The 18,627-nt window shown below is 54.7% G+C and carries 19 protein-coding genes; 8 read left to right on the forward strand and 11 right to left on the reverse strand.

The genetic code is table 11. The features are described 5' to 3' along the window. The first annotated feature begins 26 nt into the window (after positions 1-26). On the forward strand, positions 27-221 hold the full coding sequence (locus ACP5D4_RS09615) for a hypothetical protein (protein ID WP_428011407.1): 195 nt from the start codon (positions 27-29) through the stop codon (positions 219-221). Here the strand turns inward: ACP5D4_RS09615 and ACP5D4_RS09620 are convergent. The 9 genes from ACP5D4_RS09620 to ACP5D4_RS09660 all read right to left on the reverse strand — a co-directional run bounded on the left by ACP5D4_RS09620 (position 218) and on the right by ACP5D4_RS09660 (position 10,640). Next, complete coding sequence (locus ACP5D4_RS09620) at positions 218-2,188, reverse strand: ATP-binding protein (RefSeq protein ID WP_428011425.1); 1,971 nt, start codon at positions 2,186-2,188, stop codon at positions 218-220. The two genes, ACP5D4_RS09615 and ACP5D4_RS09620, sit on opposite strands and share 4 nt — an antisense overlap. Positions 2,189-2,670: 482 nt before the next feature. Continuing rightward, the gene (locus tag ACP5D4_RS09625; protein WP_428011408.1) at positions 2,671-3,069 is read right to left on the reverse strand and encodes a hypothetical protein; all 399 of its coding nucleotides are present in this window, start codon (positions 3,067-3,069) and stop codon (positions 2,671-2,673) included. 78 nt (positions 3,070-3,147) lie between these two features. Next, a complete protein-coding gene (gene secF / locus ACP5D4_RS09630; RefSeq protein WP_428011409.1) occupies positions 3,148-4,131 on the reverse strand; it encodes a protein translocase subunit SecF in 984 nt (327 codons plus the stop codon). A 160-nt stretch (positions 4,132-4,291) separates the two neighbouring features. Continuing rightward, positions 4,292-5,698, reverse strand: coding sequence for a protein translocase subunit SecD (secD, locus tag ACP5D4_RS09635; RefSeq protein WP_428011410.1), 1,407 nt, complete (start codon positions 5,696-5,698; stop codon positions 4,292-4,294). Positions 5,699-5,745: 47 nt separating this feature from the next. Further along, the gene (locus tag ACP5D4_RS09640) at positions 5,746-6,729 is read right to left on the reverse strand and encodes an alpha-ketoacid dehydrogenase subunit beta (RefSeq protein WP_428011411.1); all 984 of its coding nucleotides are present in this window, start codon (positions 6,727-6,729) and stop codon (positions 5,746-5,748) included. Between the two features lie 160 nt (positions 6,730-6,889). Then, entirely contained in the window at positions 6,890-7,651 is a 762-nt protein-coding gene (locus ACP5D4_RS09645) for a TIGR03943 family putative permease subunit (protein WP_428011412.1), read from the reverse strand. Between the two features lie 9 nt (positions 7,652-7,660). After that, on the reverse strand, positions 7,661-8,692 hold the full coding sequence (locus tag ACP5D4_RS09650; RefSeq protein ID WP_428011413.1) for a bifunctional riboflavin kinase/FAD synthetase: 1,032 nt from the start codon (positions 8,690-8,692) through the stop codon (positions 7,661-7,663). 57 nt (positions 8,693-8,749) lie between these two features. Continuing rightward, entirely contained in the window at positions 8,750-9,652 is a 903-nt protein-coding gene (locus tag ACP5D4_RS09655) for an MBL fold metallo-hydrolase (RefSeq protein WP_428011414.1), read from the reverse strand. Between the two features lie 604 nt (positions 9,653-10,256). Further along, positions 10,257-10,640 carry an AbrB family transcriptional regulator gene (locus tag ACP5D4_RS09660; RefSeq protein WP_428011415.1) on the reverse strand — a complete coding sequence of 128 codons (384 nt, stop codon included), beginning with the start codon at positions 10,638-10,640 and terminating at the stop codon, positions 10,257-10,259. Between the two features lie 326 nt (positions 10,641-10,966). Here ACP5D4_RS09660 and ACP5D4_RS09665 point away from each other — a divergent pair, with 326 nt between their 5' ends. Together ACP5D4_RS09665 and pyrR are read left to right on the forward strand one after the other, a co-directional pair. Next, positions 10,967-11,410 carry an Rrf2 family transcriptional regulator gene (locus tag ACP5D4_RS09665; protein ID WP_428011416.1) on the forward strand — a complete coding sequence of 148 codons (444 nt, stop codon included), beginning with the start codon at positions 10,967-10,969 and terminating at the stop codon, positions 11,408-11,410. A gap of 28 nt (positions 11,411-11,438) precedes the next feature. Next, positions 11,439-11,993 (forward strand): bifunctional pyr operon transcriptional regulator/uracil phosphoribosyltransferase PyrR, encoded by a 555-nt coding sequence (pyrR, locus tag ACP5D4_RS09670; protein ID WP_428011417.1) that lies wholly within the window; start codon positions 11,439-11,441, stop codon positions 11,991-11,993. 35 nt (positions 11,994-12,028) lie between these two features. On the opposite strand, the gene ACP5D4_RS09675 is transcribed toward pyrR, so the two are convergent. Further along, positions 12,029-12,484 (reverse strand): pathogenesis-related family 1 protein, encoded by a 456-nt coding sequence (locus ACP5D4_RS09675; protein WP_428011418.1) that lies wholly within the window; start codon positions 12,482-12,484, stop codon positions 12,029-12,031. A gap of 231 nt (positions 12,485-12,715) precedes the next feature. On the opposite strand from ACP5D4_RS09675, the gene lspA reads away from it, so the two are divergent. After that, a complete protein-coding gene (lspA, locus tag ACP5D4_RS09680) occupies positions 12,716-13,192 on the forward strand; it encodes a signal peptidase II (protein WP_428011419.1) in 477 nt (158 codons plus the stop codon). A gap of 94 nt (positions 13,193-13,286) precedes the next feature. On the opposite strand, the gene rpaB is transcribed toward lspA, so the two are convergent. After that, positions 13,287-14,021 carry a response regulator transcription factor RpaB gene (rpaB, locus tag ACP5D4_RS09685; protein ID WP_428011426.1) on the reverse strand — a complete coding sequence of 245 codons (735 nt, stop codon included), beginning with the start codon at positions 14,019-14,021 and terminating at the stop codon, positions 13,287-13,289. Positions 14,022-14,817: 796 nt separating this feature from the next. Here rpaB and ACP5D4_RS09690 point away from each other — a divergent pair. The 4 genes from ACP5D4_RS09690 to ACP5D4_RS09705 all read left to right on the forward strand — a co-directional run bounded on the left by ACP5D4_RS09690 (position 14,818) and on the right by ACP5D4_RS09705 (position 18,549). After that, positions 14,818-15,033, forward strand: a complete 216-nt coding sequence (locus tag ACP5D4_RS09690; protein WP_428011420.1) for a YlcI/YnfO family protein — start codon at positions 14,818-14,820, stop codon at positions 15,031-15,033. Between the two features lie 147 nt (positions 15,034-15,180). Further along, entirely contained in the window at positions 15,181-17,481 is a 2,301-nt protein-coding gene (locus ACP5D4_RS09695; RefSeq protein WP_428011421.1) for a transglycosylase domain-containing protein, read from the forward strand. Between the two features lie 116 nt (positions 17,482-17,597). Continuing rightward, positions 17,598-18,347: a DUF561 domain-containing protein gene (locus ACP5D4_RS09700; RefSeq protein WP_428011422.1), complete on the forward strand. Its 750-nt coding sequence runs from the start codon at positions 17,598-17,600 to the stop codon at positions 18,345-18,347. A 37-nt stretch (positions 18,348-18,384) separates the two neighbouring features. Beyond that, positions 18,385-18,549, forward strand: a complete 165-nt coding sequence (locus tag ACP5D4_RS09705; protein ID WP_428011423.1) for a hypothetical protein — start codon at positions 18,385-18,387, stop codon at positions 18,547-18,549. Positions 18,550-18,627 lie beyond the last annotated feature (78 nt).

The raw sequence follows: 18,627 nt of genomic DNA on the forward strand, positions 1-18,627 counted from the left end.
TCGATTGCTCCCGAGGAGACGTTCCCATGTTATCTGCATCTGTCGTTCCCTTCGCTCTCGGCTCGATCGCTGCAATTCTCAGTGCCGGGGCTGACGAAGAAATCGAATCGGTTCTCTCAGGCACCGTTGCCTTCGTCTGTTTCGTCGTCGCGTTGTGTTTGGCGCCCCTCTGGGTTCAACTGTTGGCCTTAACCCTCTGCTTGCTGTGGCAGCGTCGCTAACAGTTGGCGCGATCGCTCGCCTCTGCCGTGGAAACCGAGGGCGATCGCTGGGCTAACGGTATCGTCAGAGTCACCGTTGCCCCCCGTCCGATTCCTTCACTGTACAGGGAAATCGAACCGTTCATCATGTCCATCAAGTTCCGAGAAATCGCCAATCCCAACCCCGTACCGCCAAATCGTCGGGTTCTCGAGCCGTCGATGGTCACGAACGGTTGAAAGAGTTTTTCAAAATCGCAAGGATCGACACCGATACCCGTATCGTGAATTTCAACGATGGCTCGTTTGTCGCAATACTCTTGGGAATCTCGCGCCTCGGCTTCGACGCGGGTTGAAATCGAGATTTTTCCGGTATCAGTAAATTTGACGGCGTTGCCCAAAGCATTGAGACACACTTGCGTCAGTTTTCCCGCATCCGCCCGCACCCACAGGGGGCTTTCGTCGTCCGCAATCCCGCCTAAATCCAACTCTAACCCTTTTTCGCGGATAGCAGCGGCGTGCAAATTGATGGCTTCTCGGAGCAGTGCGTGCAAATCCACGGTTTCCACGGCGACCGTCAGGGTTCCCGCCTCGATTTTAGAAATATCTAAAATATCGTTGATAATACCGAGCAGGTGAACGGCAGCGTCGTCAGCCCGCTGTAAAAATTCTCGTTCTTCCTCTTGGCTGTCGCAAAAGCCGTCCCGCACCAAACGAACGCTGCCGATAATGCCGTTGAGGGGCGTTCGCAACTCGTGAGAAATGGTCGTGAGAAATTCGCTTTTGAGCTGATTGGCGGTTTTGGCTTCTTTCCAAGCGGCTTCTAGTTCCTGGGCCCAGGACTTCAACCTTTCGATGGTGCGGTTTAAGGCTGTGGCCAGTTGATTGAATTCGTGAATGAAAAAGCGATCGGGAATCGGTTCCGAGGCGGTATTGCATTCGACATTCCGAGCGTATTCGCCCAGTTGTTCGACGGGACGAGCTAAATCCCGTGCCAGATACAAGGTGGCGATGAGGTTAGCCGCCAGCAAGCCCAAAACGAGATTGAACATGACTTGACGGATGGGTTCGAGACCGGCGAGGGCGTCGTCAAGGCGCGTGACGGCCAGCACCACCCAGCGATCGCCCGATTCTGCCGTCAGAGGAGACGGCATCGCCGTGTAGCCCGCCAGCAGTTCCACGCTATCCGACTCGAACGCGAACAGATGCTGGAAATCTTGATTTCCGGCGAGGGCGCTTTCGATGAGGCTCCGCCAGCGTTGGCTGTTCGCCATCGTATCTACGTTCGAACCGACTTTGGAGGCAATGGGATGTTCTAAAATAACGCCGTTAGAATCGAGGACTACCGTCGAACCCGTCAGAGACCCCGGTCGGTTTGTCGGTTCGTTCGGCTGAGACAAGACCGATCGCAAAGTGAGGGCGTAGCGAAGAACTTCAGTTTGACCGAAAGCCCCGGTATAAACGGGAGCGCTAAAGGTAAGATAGGTTTTTCCTTCAGGATCGTCACTGGCGTCGCCCTCGGCGGCCGTGGTGTTGGGGATGCGGGCGCTGACGTAGACGTTATGGTTGTTCGACTGCGATGGAATCCCTGGAGACGACCAAAACTCTAAGGCGGCGCCATCGAAAATGGAGCGATCGCAGGTACTGACGAGGGGCTGTCCGGTCTGTAGGTCTGTCACTTCGACGCAACGCACGGTCGAAGGTAAAGATCGAACCAACCGCTCTAAAAATAAATTCGCGTCCCTCTCAGACCCCGATTTAATGGCTTCGGCTTCGCTGGCCGCACTGACGCTGAGTTTCAAAGCGTTGACGCTCTCGAAAATACTGTTACCTTTGCGAATCGCACTTTCGGTTAAATTTTGGCGGGCAGTTTCGAGCAAGCTAGAACGAGCTTTACGATAGGTCACGTACTGTCCGATCGCCAACACCGGAACGCTGAGCAATAAAATGCGCGATAGCAAAATACGACGAAAGGAAGTCGGACCGAACATAGGCACAAGCTTCAAAGACTGAAACTATCCTGAATACGCCATACCTCAACCCTCGATAACAACAGGCATATCGAAGGCATCGAAAAGGACGATCGAGCTTTCCTAGAGCCATCGACCGCCGCAGCGGTAGATGGAAAACGATCGAGGCGAAGCCAGAGGTATACCGACGAGCTGTCGGGGACGGCGATCGAGGAAGGAGTTCGCGCAGTTGAAGGCGCGATCGCAAACGAGAACGACAAGGGATCGTCCCTGTTAAGGAAATTGCAATTCACCTGCTAAAATTCACCCTTGAATCTCACGTCAGCTCGAGACTGCCGAGACAGGGGATTGCAAGCTAGAATACAACGTTTGTTTGTTTATTGTAGAGGTTTATCGCTCGAGACGACTGGCCGAGGCACGGTCTACCAAGATCCGTCCCAGTGCTACGCCCATAGCCGAAGGCTTGGGGGGTGGTGAAGCGACTCTGTCTTGAAGGCAGGTTTCTAGGGCAACTTCGAGGCAGAACCCATCACCCAGTTCCATAGCGGATGGGACGGGCCGGTACTGTAAATTCGGTACAGTTGTCGCTCTAAACGTCGGCGTTCGCTTGCGGGCAATCCCCAAAGCAGGTTGCGGCTTTGCCAGACGAGAACGGCCAGGGTGTTTCCGGTACAAAGTCCTAATCCTACGGCCGCCCAGATGCGATGACGGAAGCCATACCAAACTGCTACCCAGGTAAAATACTCCATCCAAAGGGAAATCTCGTGACGCAACCGCCACAGGCTCCACACCCCAACGGTCGACCACAGTAAAACGACAACGATCCAACGGGCGATCGCGGTCAAACGGTGCAGCCGTTGGAGTTGCTCTTTGAAGTCCGGGGGAGTCGATTCGTCGTGCATAGCGTCGCCGTCGAGACGAAGGAGAGGCGAACCGAAGGGTTCGGCGAAACCGTTGGCGACGATCGCTCGGACCGCCGATTACGGCTTTTCTTCCGAAGCCGCTGTTTCCGAAGTCGTTGGATCGGACGCGGGAACGGTTTCGACGACTTGGGGACGAGACGATCGCCACAGAGCCAGCCCCGCACTGGCGATAAAAATACTCGAGTACGCCCCCAAGGTAAAGCCGACGATGAGCGCCAGAGCAAAATATTTCAGCGTTTCGCCCCCGAACGCGAAAATCGCCACCAAGGGTAACAACGTCGTCGCCGTCGTGTTGATCGATCGCGTCAAGGTTTGGTTGACCGCTTCGTCCACGACCTCGTTAATTTTCCACTCAGGATGCAGTTTGAGAATTTCGCGGACGCGATCGTAGATTACCACGGTATCGTTAACAGAAAAACCGATAATTGTCAAGAGCGCCACGACGAACAAACTGTCCGCCTCGAAATTCGAGACCAGCCCCAACAGCGAAAAGATTCCGGCGGTAATCCAAACATCGTGAAACAGGGCCACGATGGCAAACACCGCGTAATCGAGTTGGAAGCGAAGACTCAAATACAAGACGATCCCGACGCTGGCCGCCAGCAGCGACGCCAACCCCGCCCGCAACAAGCGCCGTCCGATGGTCGGCCCCACCGTATCGATTTGTAGCTGTTCCGGGTCGAATTTGCCGAGTTCGGCTTCTAAAGCATCTTGCAAGCGCGATCGCTTTTCGACTCCGAGATCTCCCGTCCGCACCAACAACCCCTGTTGGTCTTCGCCGATGACCTGAACGTTATTCCCCAATCCTTGGGACATCATCACGTCTCGCGCCACCGAAACGTCCATCGGCGCGTCGCAGTTGTTGGGAACCGAACAGTCCCGCTCTAACTGCAAGCGCGTCCCCCCAGCAAAGTCCAAGCCTAGGGGAATTGGCGCCCCAAACTGCCCGAACGACAAGGCCATCGAGATCGCTCCGATGGCGGCCAGGGCGATCGACAGCGACCACCAAACATTTCGTTGTTGAGTAACGCTCAGTTTCATCTTTACTCAGACGGGGAACAGGGAACAGGGAACGGGGAACGGTTCGGAGTTCGAGGGATTGTCGGTACTCAAACCGGAAGTCGGGTCGGTTGGCGGCTTCGGACTGGCCATGTTGTCCCGAACTCCCCTCACTTCAAAACCAACCGGGGTTTGCCGGACGTTAGTTGTTCGCCAAATTCGGACAGAACAGTTCCGGTTTTTTGAGGTCGGGAAGCGTCAGCACGTAAAACATTAACGTGCGGCTACAGGTAATTGCCGTAAACATACTCACGCCAACGCCGATGGCCAGGGTCACCGCAAAGCCTTTCACCAACCCCGCACCGAACCAGAACAGCGCCAAACAGGCGATCAGCGTCGTCACGTTACTATCCAAAATACTGGAAAACGCTCGGTAAAATCCCGATTCGACCGAGCGATACAAGGTTTTACCCGATCGCAGTTCCTCCCGCGTCCGCTCGAAAATCAAGACGTTGGCATCGACCGCCATGCCGATACTGAGAATAAACCCGGCAATTCCCGGTAACGTCAGCGTCACCCCCAGCAACGCATAACAGCCTAGAGTCAACAGGGCGTAAATCGCGAGAGACAGATCGGCGATGATACCCGGTAGGCGGTAGTAGACCACCATAAACGCCAACACTAAGAGTAACCCGCCCAGACCGGCGTAGATACTACTGCGAATGCTATCTTGACCCAGAGTCGCGCCGACGGTGCGGTTTTCTACGATTTCGATGGGAACGGGTAACGCCCCAGCTCGAAGCTGAGTGGCCAAGGTGTTGGCTCGCTCGAGGGTAAACTGTCCGTCGATGCGGGCCCCTCCTCCGGTAATTCCCGTTTCGGCGTATTCGGCGCCGACGCCGGGGGCGCTAATCAATTCGCCGTCGAGGAAAATTCCCAATCGCCGGCCGGTGCCAGCAATCCGTTTCGTCAGTTCGGCAAATTTGTCGCCTCCTTCGCGATCGAAATCGATGGTGACGCTCCAAATACCATCGATGGGGGTTGAAGCCACGTTGGCGTCCTCGAGGTTTTTACCCGTCAACCCCACCTTTTCGTACAGGCGATCGTTGAGTTCCTGAATCGCCTGCTCTTTGGCAGCGATCGCCTCTCGAATCTCCTGCTGCTGTTCTGGACTTCCCCCCGCTTCGAGCTGTTCTTGCTTCTGTACCAGTTCCAGTAACTCTTCCTGACGGACTCGTAACTGCACTTGAATTTCGGGATTTTTCGTTTCCTCGCGAAATTCCAGTTGCGCTGTTCCTCCCAGCACTCGTTCGGCTTGTTCGGGATCGTTCACCCCTGGAAGCTGCACCGAAATCCGGTCTTGTCCGACCGTTTGCACTTGAGGTTCGCTCACCCCCAGTCCGTCAACGCGATTGCGAACAACCACCAACACCGCCTCCATCTCGCGGGACGTAATCGTGGGGACTTCTTCGGTCGGTTGGACTTGAATCGTAAGCTGCGACCCGCCTTTGAGGTCTAACCCCAGGCGAATCGGAACTTGAACCAAGATTACGATCGCAGCCAGAAGTAAGACGGCGATGAGAACGAGTAGAGACTGCTGTTTTCGCATGACGACTGGGAGGAGAACCTACTTCGACAGTTTCAGAAACGATACCGCTACACTTTCAACGCCACCATGTCCCGAACCGCTTCGACGATTTGATGCGGTTGCACGATCGTCAGCCGTTCGAGGGTTCCGTTATAGGGCGTCGGAATATCTTGGGAAGACAAACGAACCACGGGAGCGTCCAGTTCGTCGAAGAAATGGTCGTTGATGGTGGCGATCAGTTCGGCACCGACACCGCCAGTTTTCATACATTCTTCGACGACGATAACCCGGTGGGTTTTGCGGATCGAATTTCCGATGGTCTCGAGATCGTAGGGTTTGAGGGAAATCAAATCGATAATTTCGGGATCGAACCCTTCTTTTTCTAAAGTTTTCGCCGCTTGCGTGCAGTGGTGGCGCATCCGCGAGTAGGTCAAAATCGTAACGTCTTTCCCTTCTCGAACCACTTCGGCTCGATCGAGGGGAACGACGTACTCGTCCTCGGGTAAGTTTTCTTTGAGGTTGTAGAGCAAGACATGCTCGAAAAACAATACCGGGTTGTTGTCGCGAATGGCGGCTTTGAGCAAGCCTTTGGCGTTGTACGGCGTCGAACAGGCGACGATTTTCAACCCCGGTACGGCTTGGAAGTACGCTTCGAGCCGTTGGGAGTGTTCGGCACCGAGTTGGCGTCCGACACCGCCAGGACCGCGAATGACCATGGGAATTTTGAAGTTTCCGCCGGAGGTGTAGCGCAACATCCCGGCGTTATTGGCGATTTGGTTGAAGGCTAGGAGCAGAAACCCCATGTTCATACCTTCGATAATGGGGCGCAACCCCGTAATCGCCGCACCTACAGCCATTCCGGTGAAACTGTTCTCGGCGATGGGCGTGTCCAGCAGGCGAAGTTCGCCGTATTTTTGATAAAGGTCTTTGGTGACTTTATAAGAGCCGCCGTAGTGACCGACATCCTCTCCGAGGACGAAGACGGTCTCGTCTCGCGCCATTTCTTCGTCGATGGCTTCTCTTAAGGCGTTGAAAAATAAGGTTTCTGCCATTGCAACGGGCTGTGAACAGGGTTTATGGATTTTAGTCGATCCAAGTTATTCTACCTGAAACCGCGCCGCTGTTTGGGACTTGAACGGAGAGCCGGGGAGAGGGGGAGACGGGGAAAGGGGGGAGACGGGGAGAGGGGGAGATATTGTCAATTATCAAGTCTCAATAGCTGTAGGGATTTTCAGGTTCGGGAACGGGTTCGATCGCCTCGGCGGCGATCGCGACCTGTCGTCGGTCTTGTAAGACTTCTGAGAGGATTTCACCGCGCACGCGCACCCACGTATCGGGAGGGTAGGTTTGGCGGCTTTCGTCCCTCAGACGGACGGGTAAACCGACGGGATAGGCGTCGGCGGCGCAGCAGGTGATGGTAAATCGCGCCACGATGAAGTAATTTTGGGGAAGGTCGGGAGCGTGAATGACGAAACCCACGACATCGACGGGATCTCCTTGATAAGCGTCCGGTTCGGGATACACGCTCAAGGTGCGCGTCCAGTCGATAATCGATCGCTCTTCGGGGTTGAGGTTGGCTCGGAAACTCTGGGGTTCGATTCGGGTAATGGCTAGGGCGTCGGTGACGCCGCGTTCGAGGGCGACTTGGCTGGTAAAGGGACGGGGCGTCACCACCAATCCGGCTAAGGCCGCCAGCAACAGTAAGACGGAACTCCAACCGGGGGGAAACAGGCTGATGTGTTGTTGGGGAACGTCGGGGAGGCGACGGTGTTTCCACAGTTGCAGGCTTTTCCAGCCGGACACGAAGAGAAACACGATCGCGGCGGCTACGCACAGCCAACTATAGGCTGGGTGAATGAGAATTCTCAGTTTCCCGTTGAGCCAATATTTTAGGATTAAAACTCCCCAGGCGGCGATCGCTAAGTTATCCAGCCACAGCATCCATCTCGGGTCAGATTTGGGAGATGTTGGCATTCTCACGTTTCATTCTCCCCGTTTGACCGTGGGCGGCTCGCCGCTGGCTGTGGACTTTAACAGCGGTTTTCGGGCCAGTTGTTCTCTGGCCGCTTGACAGTCTTGTTGAATTTGTCCTTTGAGGGTCGCGATCGAATCGAATTGATGTTCGGGACGCAAAAAACCGATTAAATGCAAGGTTAAGGGGCGATCGTATAAGTCGCCCTGCCAATCGAGAAGGTGAACTTCTACCGTGGGGCGATCGCCGGCGACGGTGGGACGACAGCCTAGGTTCATCACGCCGGGAACCATCGCCTCGCCGTCTCCGAGTTCGACCCAAGTGCTGTACACGCCCCAACGGGGTAAAAATTTATCGTCCGGCAGTTTGAGATTCGCCGTCGGGAAGCCCAACTGACGCCCGAGTTGTTGCCCTTTCACCACTGTTCCGATGAGGCGGTAGGGACGCCCTAAGAGTCGGTTGGCTTGGGCGAGATTCCCCAGTTCCAAGGCGTGACGGATGATACTGCTGCTGATGCGATCGTCTTCTAAACGGCGCAGGCGCACGATACTGCTGCTGATTCCGTATCCGGCAGCTAATTCCTGCAAGTCTACGACGCTTCCGGAACGGTTGCATCCGAAGCGGAAGTTTTCGCCGACGCTGACGTGCTTAGCTTCGAGGTGACGCACTAAAATTGTTTCGACGAAGGCTTGGGGGGTCAAACTCACCAACTCGCGATCGAACGGCAACAAGACGACTTGTTCGACCCCCAGGATTTTCAGATATTCCACTTTTTCTCGCACTGGCGTCAGCAGCAACCGCTTGCGTCCGCTGAAAAACTCTTGGGGATGCGGGTTGAAGGTCACGACGGTGGTATAGGCTCGGCCTGCCTTTGAGGTCTGGTCGGCAGCCTTCGAGGACGAGGTGAGGAAATCTGCCTCGGATGTAGCGTCGTGCAAGACTTCCCGAATCACCTGTTGGTGTCCGAGGTGAACGCCGTCGAAATTCCCCAGTGCGACTTTTGCCGGTTTGAGAACTGTGGTTAAAGAAGAAGTCACCCACACAGGCTTGACGGGATATATAAGGCTTGCAATCTGGAACTGACGACGGAGTCGCGGCTCCTAGACGGAAACTTTAGCATCTTCTGAGGAATCGGGCATCAACACCGCCAGAGGCGAGGCGATTTGCAGGGTCATCCCCTCCCGAGCCATCACGCTGTTGGGAAAGGCGGCTTTGACTTTTTCGCCTACGTCGTCGAGAAAGTCGTCGTTGTGCAAGGGATCGTGATGAAAAATGACGAGTTGTTTGACGTTGGCGGCTTCGGCCACTTTGACCGCTTCTTGCCACGTCGAATGTCCCCATCCTTTCTTACTGCTCGTGGGAGAATTATATTCTTCGTCGGTATACGTGGCGTCGTAGATGATGGCGTCGGCGTTGCGAGCTAGATGCAAGACGTTCGGGTCGAGTCGGTCTCGATAGTGTTCGGTGTCGGTAATGTAGGCCACGGCGTGGCCGTTCCAATTGACACGATAGCCGACGGCTTCGCCGGGATGGTTCAGTAAGGCGGTTTCGACGCGAATGGTCTCGAGGGCGATAGTCTCACCGATTTCGAGGTCGTTGAATTCGAGCTGCGCTCCCATAATCTGCAAGGGAACCGGAAAGTTCGGGTGGAGCATTTGGTCGTTGAGTCGCTGTTCGATCGTGGCGCCGTTGGGTGCGACTGCTCCGTAAATGCGAAATTTATTTCCTTTGACGAAGGCGGGAACGAAGAAGGGAAATCCTTGAATGTGATCCCAATGGGAATGGGTGAAGAACATATAGGCTTCGACGGGCATTTTTGAAAGCAAGTGCTGGCCTAACACCCGCAGTCCCGTTCCCCCATCGAAGATGAGGCGCTTTCCCCCCACGCGCATTTCCACGCAAGGTGTGTTTCCACCGTATCGAACTGTTTCGGAGCCAGGACAGGCAATGCTACCTCTAACGCCCCAGAAATGAACCGTGAATTGGTCTTGCATGCTAGACATGGGTGTTTTTCGCTTCGATTGGCGATAGCGGTTCGGAAGTTAGGTCGGATTTCGGGTTTGGGGTTTTTGCGAACGCGCTGACGGAATAGGGCGCTCTCGCTCCGTCAGCTCGCCGGGTCGATGCGTCGGCTGTTCTCGCCAGCGAACAGCTCGGCTTTTTTATCCTGACGGGGAAGGGTTCGAGCCGGCAGCCGAAGGACTGCTGTTGAAGGACGACCTCGTTTCTTTCACTAGCCTAACCTCGATCGCGACCTTTGTGGCAAGTCTGCGGGGCAAGTCAGCCTGTCCTTCTGTGCGATCGCACTCTCGAACGACAACTGCCGCCCTGGCGACGAAAACGCCTGTGGCCGTATTGGATAATTTAATACCATCATTTAGCTTAGCAGTTGAGGTTCGCAACTGTCTTCTCAGCCTAAGCTGACTTCCCCTCTTCTCTGGGCGTTTTGAAACGACGTTCGCCCTCTTTGACTCTCACGCGCGTTCGAGTCAGGCGAACGTCTGTTGTGTTGCTAGCGAACGCGATCCGACCTAGACCGAACGGGTGACAGACGAGGGGTGGGATAGCCGAAACTTGACGGGCGATCGAGCGGCCGACGCGCCGACTTTACTCTTCGTCTTCTGCGCCGACTTGTTTCAAATGGATGTGTTTGCGACCTAAAGAGATCTCGAATTCGTCGCCGGGTTGAAGACCCATTTGTTTGGTGTAGGCAGCGCCGATCAGTAAGTTTCCGTTCGACTGCACGCTAATGCGATAGCTGGCACTCCGTCCCCCTCGTCCGTTCGAGGGTTGTTTGCTGTCGAGCTGAATTCCCTCCGCGTCGATCAGAGCGTTGAGGAACTTCATCATGTTGACTCGTTCGACGTTGTTTTTTGTGACGGTGTAGTAGCCACATTGTCGAGCCTTTTCCTCTTTCGGGAGGTTTCCTAGCTCTTTGACTTTTTCTAGCAAAGCTTGACCCGTCAACGGTTCTTTACTCGGGTTACTCATTAACTTCTCTCTAAAACGATAGACAACCTGTCGATACTATTGTATCTTAACTGAAGTTTCATTGAAATAAAATTCTCAATTTCGTATCAACTAATTTCCCAAACTTCTATTGAACCGCCAACGGCAAATCCCCCGACATGCCTCGACGATTGAAACTCCATGTTTGCGAGGGGGCGATCGAACGTCGATCGCCGTTCTCAGGAGTCTCGAGACTCCGGCGACCCTCGAGGGCGATGCCGAGGTGCAAACGCGCTTGAAATTCTTCCCCGATCGGCGAACAAACGGGTCGTGTAGAGTGGGGAACCCCAAAAAATTAGGACAGGTCGATGAAGTTAACCACCCGAGGCCACTATAGCGTCAAAGCTCTCTTAGATTTGTGTGCGAACGCCCGCGAGCGACCGACTTCCGTTAAAGCGATCGCCGAACGGCAAGGCTTACCCGCTCCTTATTTAGAAAAGTTATTGATCGCCTTACGTCAAGCAGGATTAGTCAAATCCGTGCGCGGCGCTCAGGGGGGATATCAATTGGCTCGAAGTCCCGATCGCATTTCCCTCGGACAGATTCTCGAAGCCGTTGGCGAAACCCTAGAACCCTTACCCCGTCACACTCCCGACGCTCAAAGGGCCGAAGATTGGGTGGCGTTCGTTCTCTGGAACCAACTCCACCGAAAGCTCAAAGAAGCCCTTTACAGTATCTCTTTAGAAGATCTCTACCACGACGCTCGCAGTTGGCAGGCGGCGCAGGGAGAACAGACCAGTTTTGTCATTTAGTCGAATTCGATTCCTGGCCAGTCGTGTTATGAAAATCGTTGAAATTCTTTCTGCTGAAGAAATCCGTCGAACCCTAACCCGCATAGCCTCTCAAGTGGTGGAAAAGTCAGGACAGCCCGATCGATTGGTTCTGTTGGGCATTCACACTCGAGGGGTTCCCCTGGCGAAAATGTTAGCCAGCCAAATCGAAGCCCTGGAAAACGTCTCGGTTCCCGTCGGCGCTCTCGATATTACCTTTTACCGAGACGACCTCGATCGCATTGGGGTGCGCACTCCTGAAAAAACCGATATTCCCTTCGATTTAACCGATAAAATCGCGATCTTAGTCGATGACGTCATTTACACCGGACGCACGATTCGCGCCGCCCTTAATGCCGTACAAGAATACGGTCGCCCCGAGGCGATCGCGCTGGCGGTTTTAGTCGATCGCGGACACCGACAGCTTCCCATTCATCCGGATTTCACGGGTAAAGTTTTACCGACGGCGAAAGAAGAACAGGTCAAAGTTTACCTGGAAAATTGGGACGGTCGCGATGCGGTAGAATTACTCAAGCCTCTCGATGAGGAAGACACCGCCGACTAAAGCCGCCCTCGCCTCGAGGCAGTTTTCGGCGCTTATCAATAAGGACGTTCTCCAATATAATTTCCTGGAGGATCGTAATTGCAGACCCAAATTTCTTCACGGCCGTTCGTCGCCATTCCGCATCCGACTTCTTGGGTGTCGCGCCATACGACTTGTGTGTAGTGACCGCAAACATCGCGACAGGAATTGGTCTCGTAATTGTAATCCGAACGTTCCTCAGCCCACATATTGACAACTTCTGTGGCGCTGAGATCTCTTCCACTCGCCCAGGCGATATTTTCACCGTAAGGACTCTGAGATCGATGCTGCATTTCAAAACCGCGATCGGCAAGGCGATCTGCCCACTCTTGAGCGTAACTCGCCAGTTCGGAAGACCAGGTTAGGGGCGGAACCCCCACTTGTTGGCGCCAATAATTGTGAGTTTCCAGCATCTCAGTCCGGTTGACGTTGCGCGTCAGTCGTCCGTCGTTCGAGGCGGGAATTTCGGACAAAGTCTTCGTTTTGACTGTGAAAACCCCTAGGAGAGACACAGCGGCGACGAAAGCGGCAGTCAGGTGAGTTCTCATAATCTCTAGATATTGGAAGTTCGGCTCGATAACTTCGGCTCAATTCCTATTTAACCGCATTGGGTTTTGCTATTTCTCCCGTCGCCAATTTTTGATAGAGTGAGGAGCGGTTTTCCCGAAATTCTTCACCCCTTGCCCGGACGGGTAAAACGTTAAATGTCCAAGCGACGATATAAAAACGCTTTATTTTGGATCGTGGCGATTGTCAGCACGATCGCCGATCGACTCACGAAAATTTGGGTCGTGCAAACCTTCGATCTCTTTCAATCGATTCCTATTGTTTCTGGGGTGTTCCACTTTACTTACGTCACCAATACAGGGGCGGCGTTCAGCTTGTTTTCGGGAAGCGAATGGTTGAAGTGGCTGTCGTTGCTGGTGAGTCTGGCCTTGATGGCTCTCGCCCTCTGGGGACCTCGTATTAATCTCTGGGAGCAAATCGGTTACGGCTGTATTCTCGGCGGTGCCGTAGGAAACGGGATCGATCGATTCGTCCGGGGTGAAGTGATCGATTTTCTGGATTTTCGCTGGATTGACTTTCCCGTATTCAACCTCGCCGACGTTTCCATCAACATCGGCATGATTTGCTTGATTCTCGTGGCGTTGCGGCCTCCGAGCGATCGAGAACGTCGGTGATGGGACGATCGGATGATGAGATGAGGGGATGAGCGGTGCGTGACTGTTCGCTGTTCGCTTTTGACATCCTCCCCATCACCACCTCTTATGAGACTTAAAACGAAATGGGTTCGCGATAGGTCAACCGCTGCGCGACGTAGCCAAAGCCGCGAACCGTCAAAATGAGTTCGGGATTTTTGGGATCGTCTTCGATTTTGGCCCGCAGTCGCGCCACATAAACGTCGATGACCCGTAAATCCGCTTGTCGATTCGGCGGATAGCCCCACAACTGCTCGAGAATCTCAGCGCGAGAAACCGGTTCTCCCGCCCGCTCGAACAGCAGTTCGAGGAGTTTGAATTCCGTGTAAGTCAGCCAAACGCGCTGGCTGTTTTTATAGACCTGTTGGCGGTTGGTATCGATAAGCAGGGAACCGATTTCGAGGGTTCCGGGGGGCGTGGCGCGGTTGGGGGGCGCGTCTCGCACGCGACGCAGTATCGTTGCGATACGGGCTTCGAGTTCTCTGGGACTGAAGGGTTTGACGAGGTAATCGTCAGCACCAGCTTCGAGACCGGCGATGCGGTCTTTGATTTCCGCAAGTGCCGAAAGCATGATGACAGGGACTTGCGATCGATCTCGTAATTTCTGGCAGACTTGGCAACCGTCTAGTTGTGGGAGCATCACGTCTAAGACGATGAGGTCGGGCTGTTCCTCCTCGAATCGCGCGATCGCTGCACCGCCGTCGGCAGCCGTCACCACGTCGTAGCCGGCCATGGAAAGGCGTACTTCGAGCATTTGGCGAATCGCTGCATCGTCATCGACTACCAAAATTTTGTCTTTGGTTCGTTTCAAAACTTTACCCCTTCCGTTCTCGAAACACTGCGTGCGATCGCTGCCCTCGAAGGGGCGAAAGTTAGAATTCCCGCACAGATGAGTCAACATTTGGGCTGAATTTTGATAACATTTTTTTCAAAATGTTATATTATGTTAAGATATTCGGTCAAGTGGAAGCGGGATTTTATGGTCTAAAATTATTGCTATATAAGGGTTTTGATTTTTTTAACCCCCGTTTTTGGGGATTTACAGAATGAGAGCAAAAACTCTCACTATGAGTTAAAAATTAGAAAATATAACGGATCTTAACTTTACAAAAAACATTAATTAGTATATATGTTTGCAGATCGCATACCCAAGAATATCGTTAAAAACTCAGCGTGGAATCAATCTTTTGGGTGCTAGAATGGCGACAGCCTTAAGGTTGAAAATCCGACGATATCGTTCTCAAACCACGAGAAACGGTTCTGTACGGCAAAGCAACAAAAGGCCAGGGACAGAAAAAAGGCTTTCAACCGCTGGTTCGGTGTCGAAAGTGCCGAACGCCTCTTGGGGAAAACTCGCCCCAAATAACGGTAGAACAACTTCACTCCTGTCCCGCACTTTAAAAAAAAACAAAAAACCTTTAAAAGCGAACTTTCGGACATCGCACCCCGATCGCCGAAAGCGTTCGCTACGGGGCGATCGCGTTCAGTCTCTGGCGATTTCGATCGACAGAGCTGCCGTTCGATCGCCCTCTCCCCGATAAATACTTCGGGAAACATACACAAAAAATCGTTAACATCTCCTTCGTGGCGGTGAGCTAGATAATCCGATGCCAAATCCATTTTTGGGCGTGAGAATTCCGCCAGATATCCACGAAGCGATTCTCGCGCGAATGCAGGAAACGGGAGAATCCAAATCCGATATAGTCATCCAGTCGCTGCGAGCTTATCTGGGCTTGCCCTCGTCCCACGATCGACTGACTCAGGTCGAAGATCGACTCGCCATCCTCGAGCAGAAATTGCTCGAGCGGGAGTCCACCGAATAGCGATAGTTCGATCGCTCCCTCGGTCAGGGCGAGACGAGGGGCTATAAGCTCGGGTCGCGCGGACGCGAAGGCTACAATTCAGGAACGGCGATCGATCGCCGGGTAGCTTATAGTGCCGATCCGTCCATATTCACGTCTAACTCGATCGTGACTTCTCCCAAACCCCCTCGCGATCCCCAAGCGCGTCATCCCAAGACCGAACCGCCACCGACCCAAGCCCCGAGAACCGTCCTCTCAACGGTGACGCAGGTCGCGCGAAAAATTCAGGCGAAGGTGAACTTCGGGCAACTGGCCCTCAAACCCAACGCTCGGGTTCCCGAACTGTGGGTTCAACAATCCCAAGCCCCGAAAGCCCAAGTGTATCCGTTACTCGGCGATCGATACCTCCTTGGGCGCTCTTCCCAGTGCGATATCGTCGTTCCCACCACCCTCGTCAGCAAAACTCACCTCTCCCTGACTCGCGAGCGCCAAAAACGTCGCGATCGCTTCATCCTGCGGGACGAAAACTCCACCAACGGCGTCTACATCCGCAAGCGACGCATTCGCAAACTCCCCCTCCAACACGGCGATATCCTCAGCCTCGGCCCCCCCGACCTGGCCGACGCCGTAAAAATCCAATTCCACAACCCGCCGCCTTGGTACGCCCGCGCCTTTCGCTGGAGTGCCTACAGCTTCACCGGACTCTGTGCCGTCGGCGCTCTGTGGGTTCTATCCGAATGGCAAAAATTTGCCGTGCGTCCTCTGCCCCGCTCCGTCACCGGCCCCGTGGTCGTCTACTCCCGCGACGGCGAACAACCCTTACGAGAACCCTACAGCACCAGCCACGCCGAAAATCCCCAACTCTCCGATTTCGGCCCCTACCTCCCCAACGCCGTCATCGCCTCCGAAGACAGCCGCTTCTACTGGCATTTAGGCATCGATCCCATCGGCGTCGCCCGGGCGGCCGTCACCAACCTGCGGGGGGGCGAAATCCGCGAAGGGGCCAGCACCCTCACCCAACAACTCGCCCGGAGTCTCTATCGCGACTACGTGGGAACCGCCGATTCCGCCGGTCGCAAACTGCGAGAAGCGGTAGTCGCCCTCAAACTCGAAACCTTCTACAGCAAAGACAAACTGCTGTTGACCTATCTCAACCAAGTCTTTCTCGGCATCGACTTGTACGGGTTTGAAGACGCCGCTCAGTTCTACTTCGGCAAATCCGCCGACGCCCTCACCCTTTCCGAAGCGGCCACCCTAGCGGGAATCCTGCCCGCCCCGAACCGCTTCAACCCCATCCAAAACTACGATTTAGCCGTTCAGTACCGCGATCGCGTCATCGCTCGCATGCGGGCTTTGGGTACGATCTCCCAAGAAGAAGCCGATCGCGCTCGGCGATCGCGCATCGAAATTAACCCCAAAGCACGGGAAATCCTCGAAAGTACTGTCGCGCCTTATTTCTACGATTACGTTTTCGTGGAACTCGAACGGTTGCTCGGTGAAGAACTCGCCCGCGAGGGTAACTTCATCGTGGAAACAGGACTCGATCCCCAAATGCAAGCCCAAGCTGAAAACAGTTTGCAGCAGTACGTCCGCACCGAAGGCGCTCAACTGGGTTTTTCCACGGGGGCTTTGGTATCCCTAGACTTCCGTAACGGCGAAATTATCGCCATGACCGGGGGCGTTAGCTATCAAGACAGCCAATTCAACCGCGCCACCCAAGCTCAAAGACAGCCCGGTTCCACCTTTAAAATCTTCGCCTTTATCGAAGCTCTCGAACGGGGCATTTCGCCCTACACGCAGTTTTCTTGCGCTCCCTTAACTTGGCAGGGTCAGGGATACAGCGGTTGCGAGCGCAGTAGCGGCAATATCGATATGTATCGTGCTGTCGCCCAGTCGGAAAACGCTGTCGCCTTGCGCGTGGCGCGGGAAGTGGGACTCGATGCTGTGGCCAACCGGGCGAAGTTGATGGGTATCGAGTCGGAACTCAATCCGGTGCCGGGGTTGGTGTTGGGACAAAGTGAGGTGAACTTGCTGGAGATGACTGGGGCTTACGGGATTTTGGCCAACCAGGGACAGTGGAACAAAGCCCACGCCATCCGCCGCATTCTCGATAGTAGCGATTGCCGCGATCGAGAGGACTTTCGCACCTGTCGCATCATTTACGATTACGCTGAAGACGAACCGACCGGACGTCAGGCAATTGCGTCGGAGGTGGCGCGGTTGATGACGGATATGTTGCACGGCGCTATCGAAAACGGTACGGGGGCGAACGCCTATTTAGGATTGGGAGAGGCGGGAAAAACCGGAACCACCAATTACGGCGTCGATTTGTGGTTTATCGGCTACGTCCCCGAACGGTCGATCGTTACCGGGGTTTGGTTGGGCAACGACGACAACAGCCGAACTTACGCCAGCAGCGGCAATGCAGCCCAGTTATGGCGCAATTATATGCGTGGTGTGTTGGAATAGTTCGCCGCTGGAGTGGAGGGGGACTGGCTCGGCGGTTTCTGCCGCTGCGGCCCGATCGCATCCCGTTCGATGTCAAAATAGGTCAAGTTAATTCGTAAGTTGTGAACGAAAACCCTATGACCTTGCTTGCAACGCTACAGCGAGCCTTCGATCGCGGACAAGCCCTCAAAATCATCAGCGGACTGACCAACTTCGACGCCGATCGAGTCGCCCGCACGGTGAAAGCCGCCCATCTCGGCGGTGCGACCTTCGTCGATATCGCTGCCGACGCCGAGTTGGTGCGCTTGGCCAAATCCATCACCGACCTTCCGGTTTGCGTTTCGGCCGTGGAACCGGACAAATTCGTTCCCGCCGTGGAAGCCGGTGCCGACCTCCTCGAAATCGGAAACTACGATGCCTTTTACGCCCAAGGACGCCGCTTTGAAGCCCCCGAAGTCCTGCAACTGACCCAAGAAACTCGGACCTTGTTCCCTGAGATTACCCTGTCGGTGACGGTTCCGCACATTTTGGCACTCGACGAACAGGTACGTTTGGCCGAAGCCTTAGTGGAAGCCGGGGCGGATATCATCCAAACCGAAGGCGGCACCAGCAGCCAACCCGCCCACGCCGGAACCCTCGGACTGATCGAAAAAGCGGCGCCGACCCTGGCCGCAGCCGCTGAAATTTCTCGCGCCCTGTCCGTTCCCGTCCTCTGCGCCTCCGGACTGTCTAGCGTGACGGCACCGATGGCCGTGGCGGCCGGTGCGGCGGGAATCGGTGTCGGTTCGGCAGTGAACCGCCTCGAAAGCGATCTCGAAGCCATCGCCGCCGTTCGCGCCTTGAGCGAATCTCTGGCGTCGGTCAGCCGCGATCGCCTGTCGGTCTAAACGATCGAGATTTCGAGACCGAGGAGAGAGAAAGGCAATGGTTTCGCCTCTCCTCGATCGACTTTCCCTCGAGCGACTCTCCCTCGAGCGTTGTCACGCGATCGCCAAACTCCCCGTGGCGGCGTTGTCTGTAACGTCCCTACGGGGAGCGTCCCCTTGGATTGCAGTGGTTTATCAAAAATTTTTTATCAAAAAAATTTGAAATTTTAATCGAAGTCCGTCCTGTGACCAAAAATAATGGGTTTCAAGCCCCGCCCTTCCAGGGCGGCATTAGGTGTGC

This window comes from Baaleninema sp. (genome assembly GCF_049974805.1).
Classification (GTDB): Bacteria; Cyanobacteriota; Cyanobacteriia; order Cyanobacteriales; family Geitlerinemataceae; genus Baaleninema.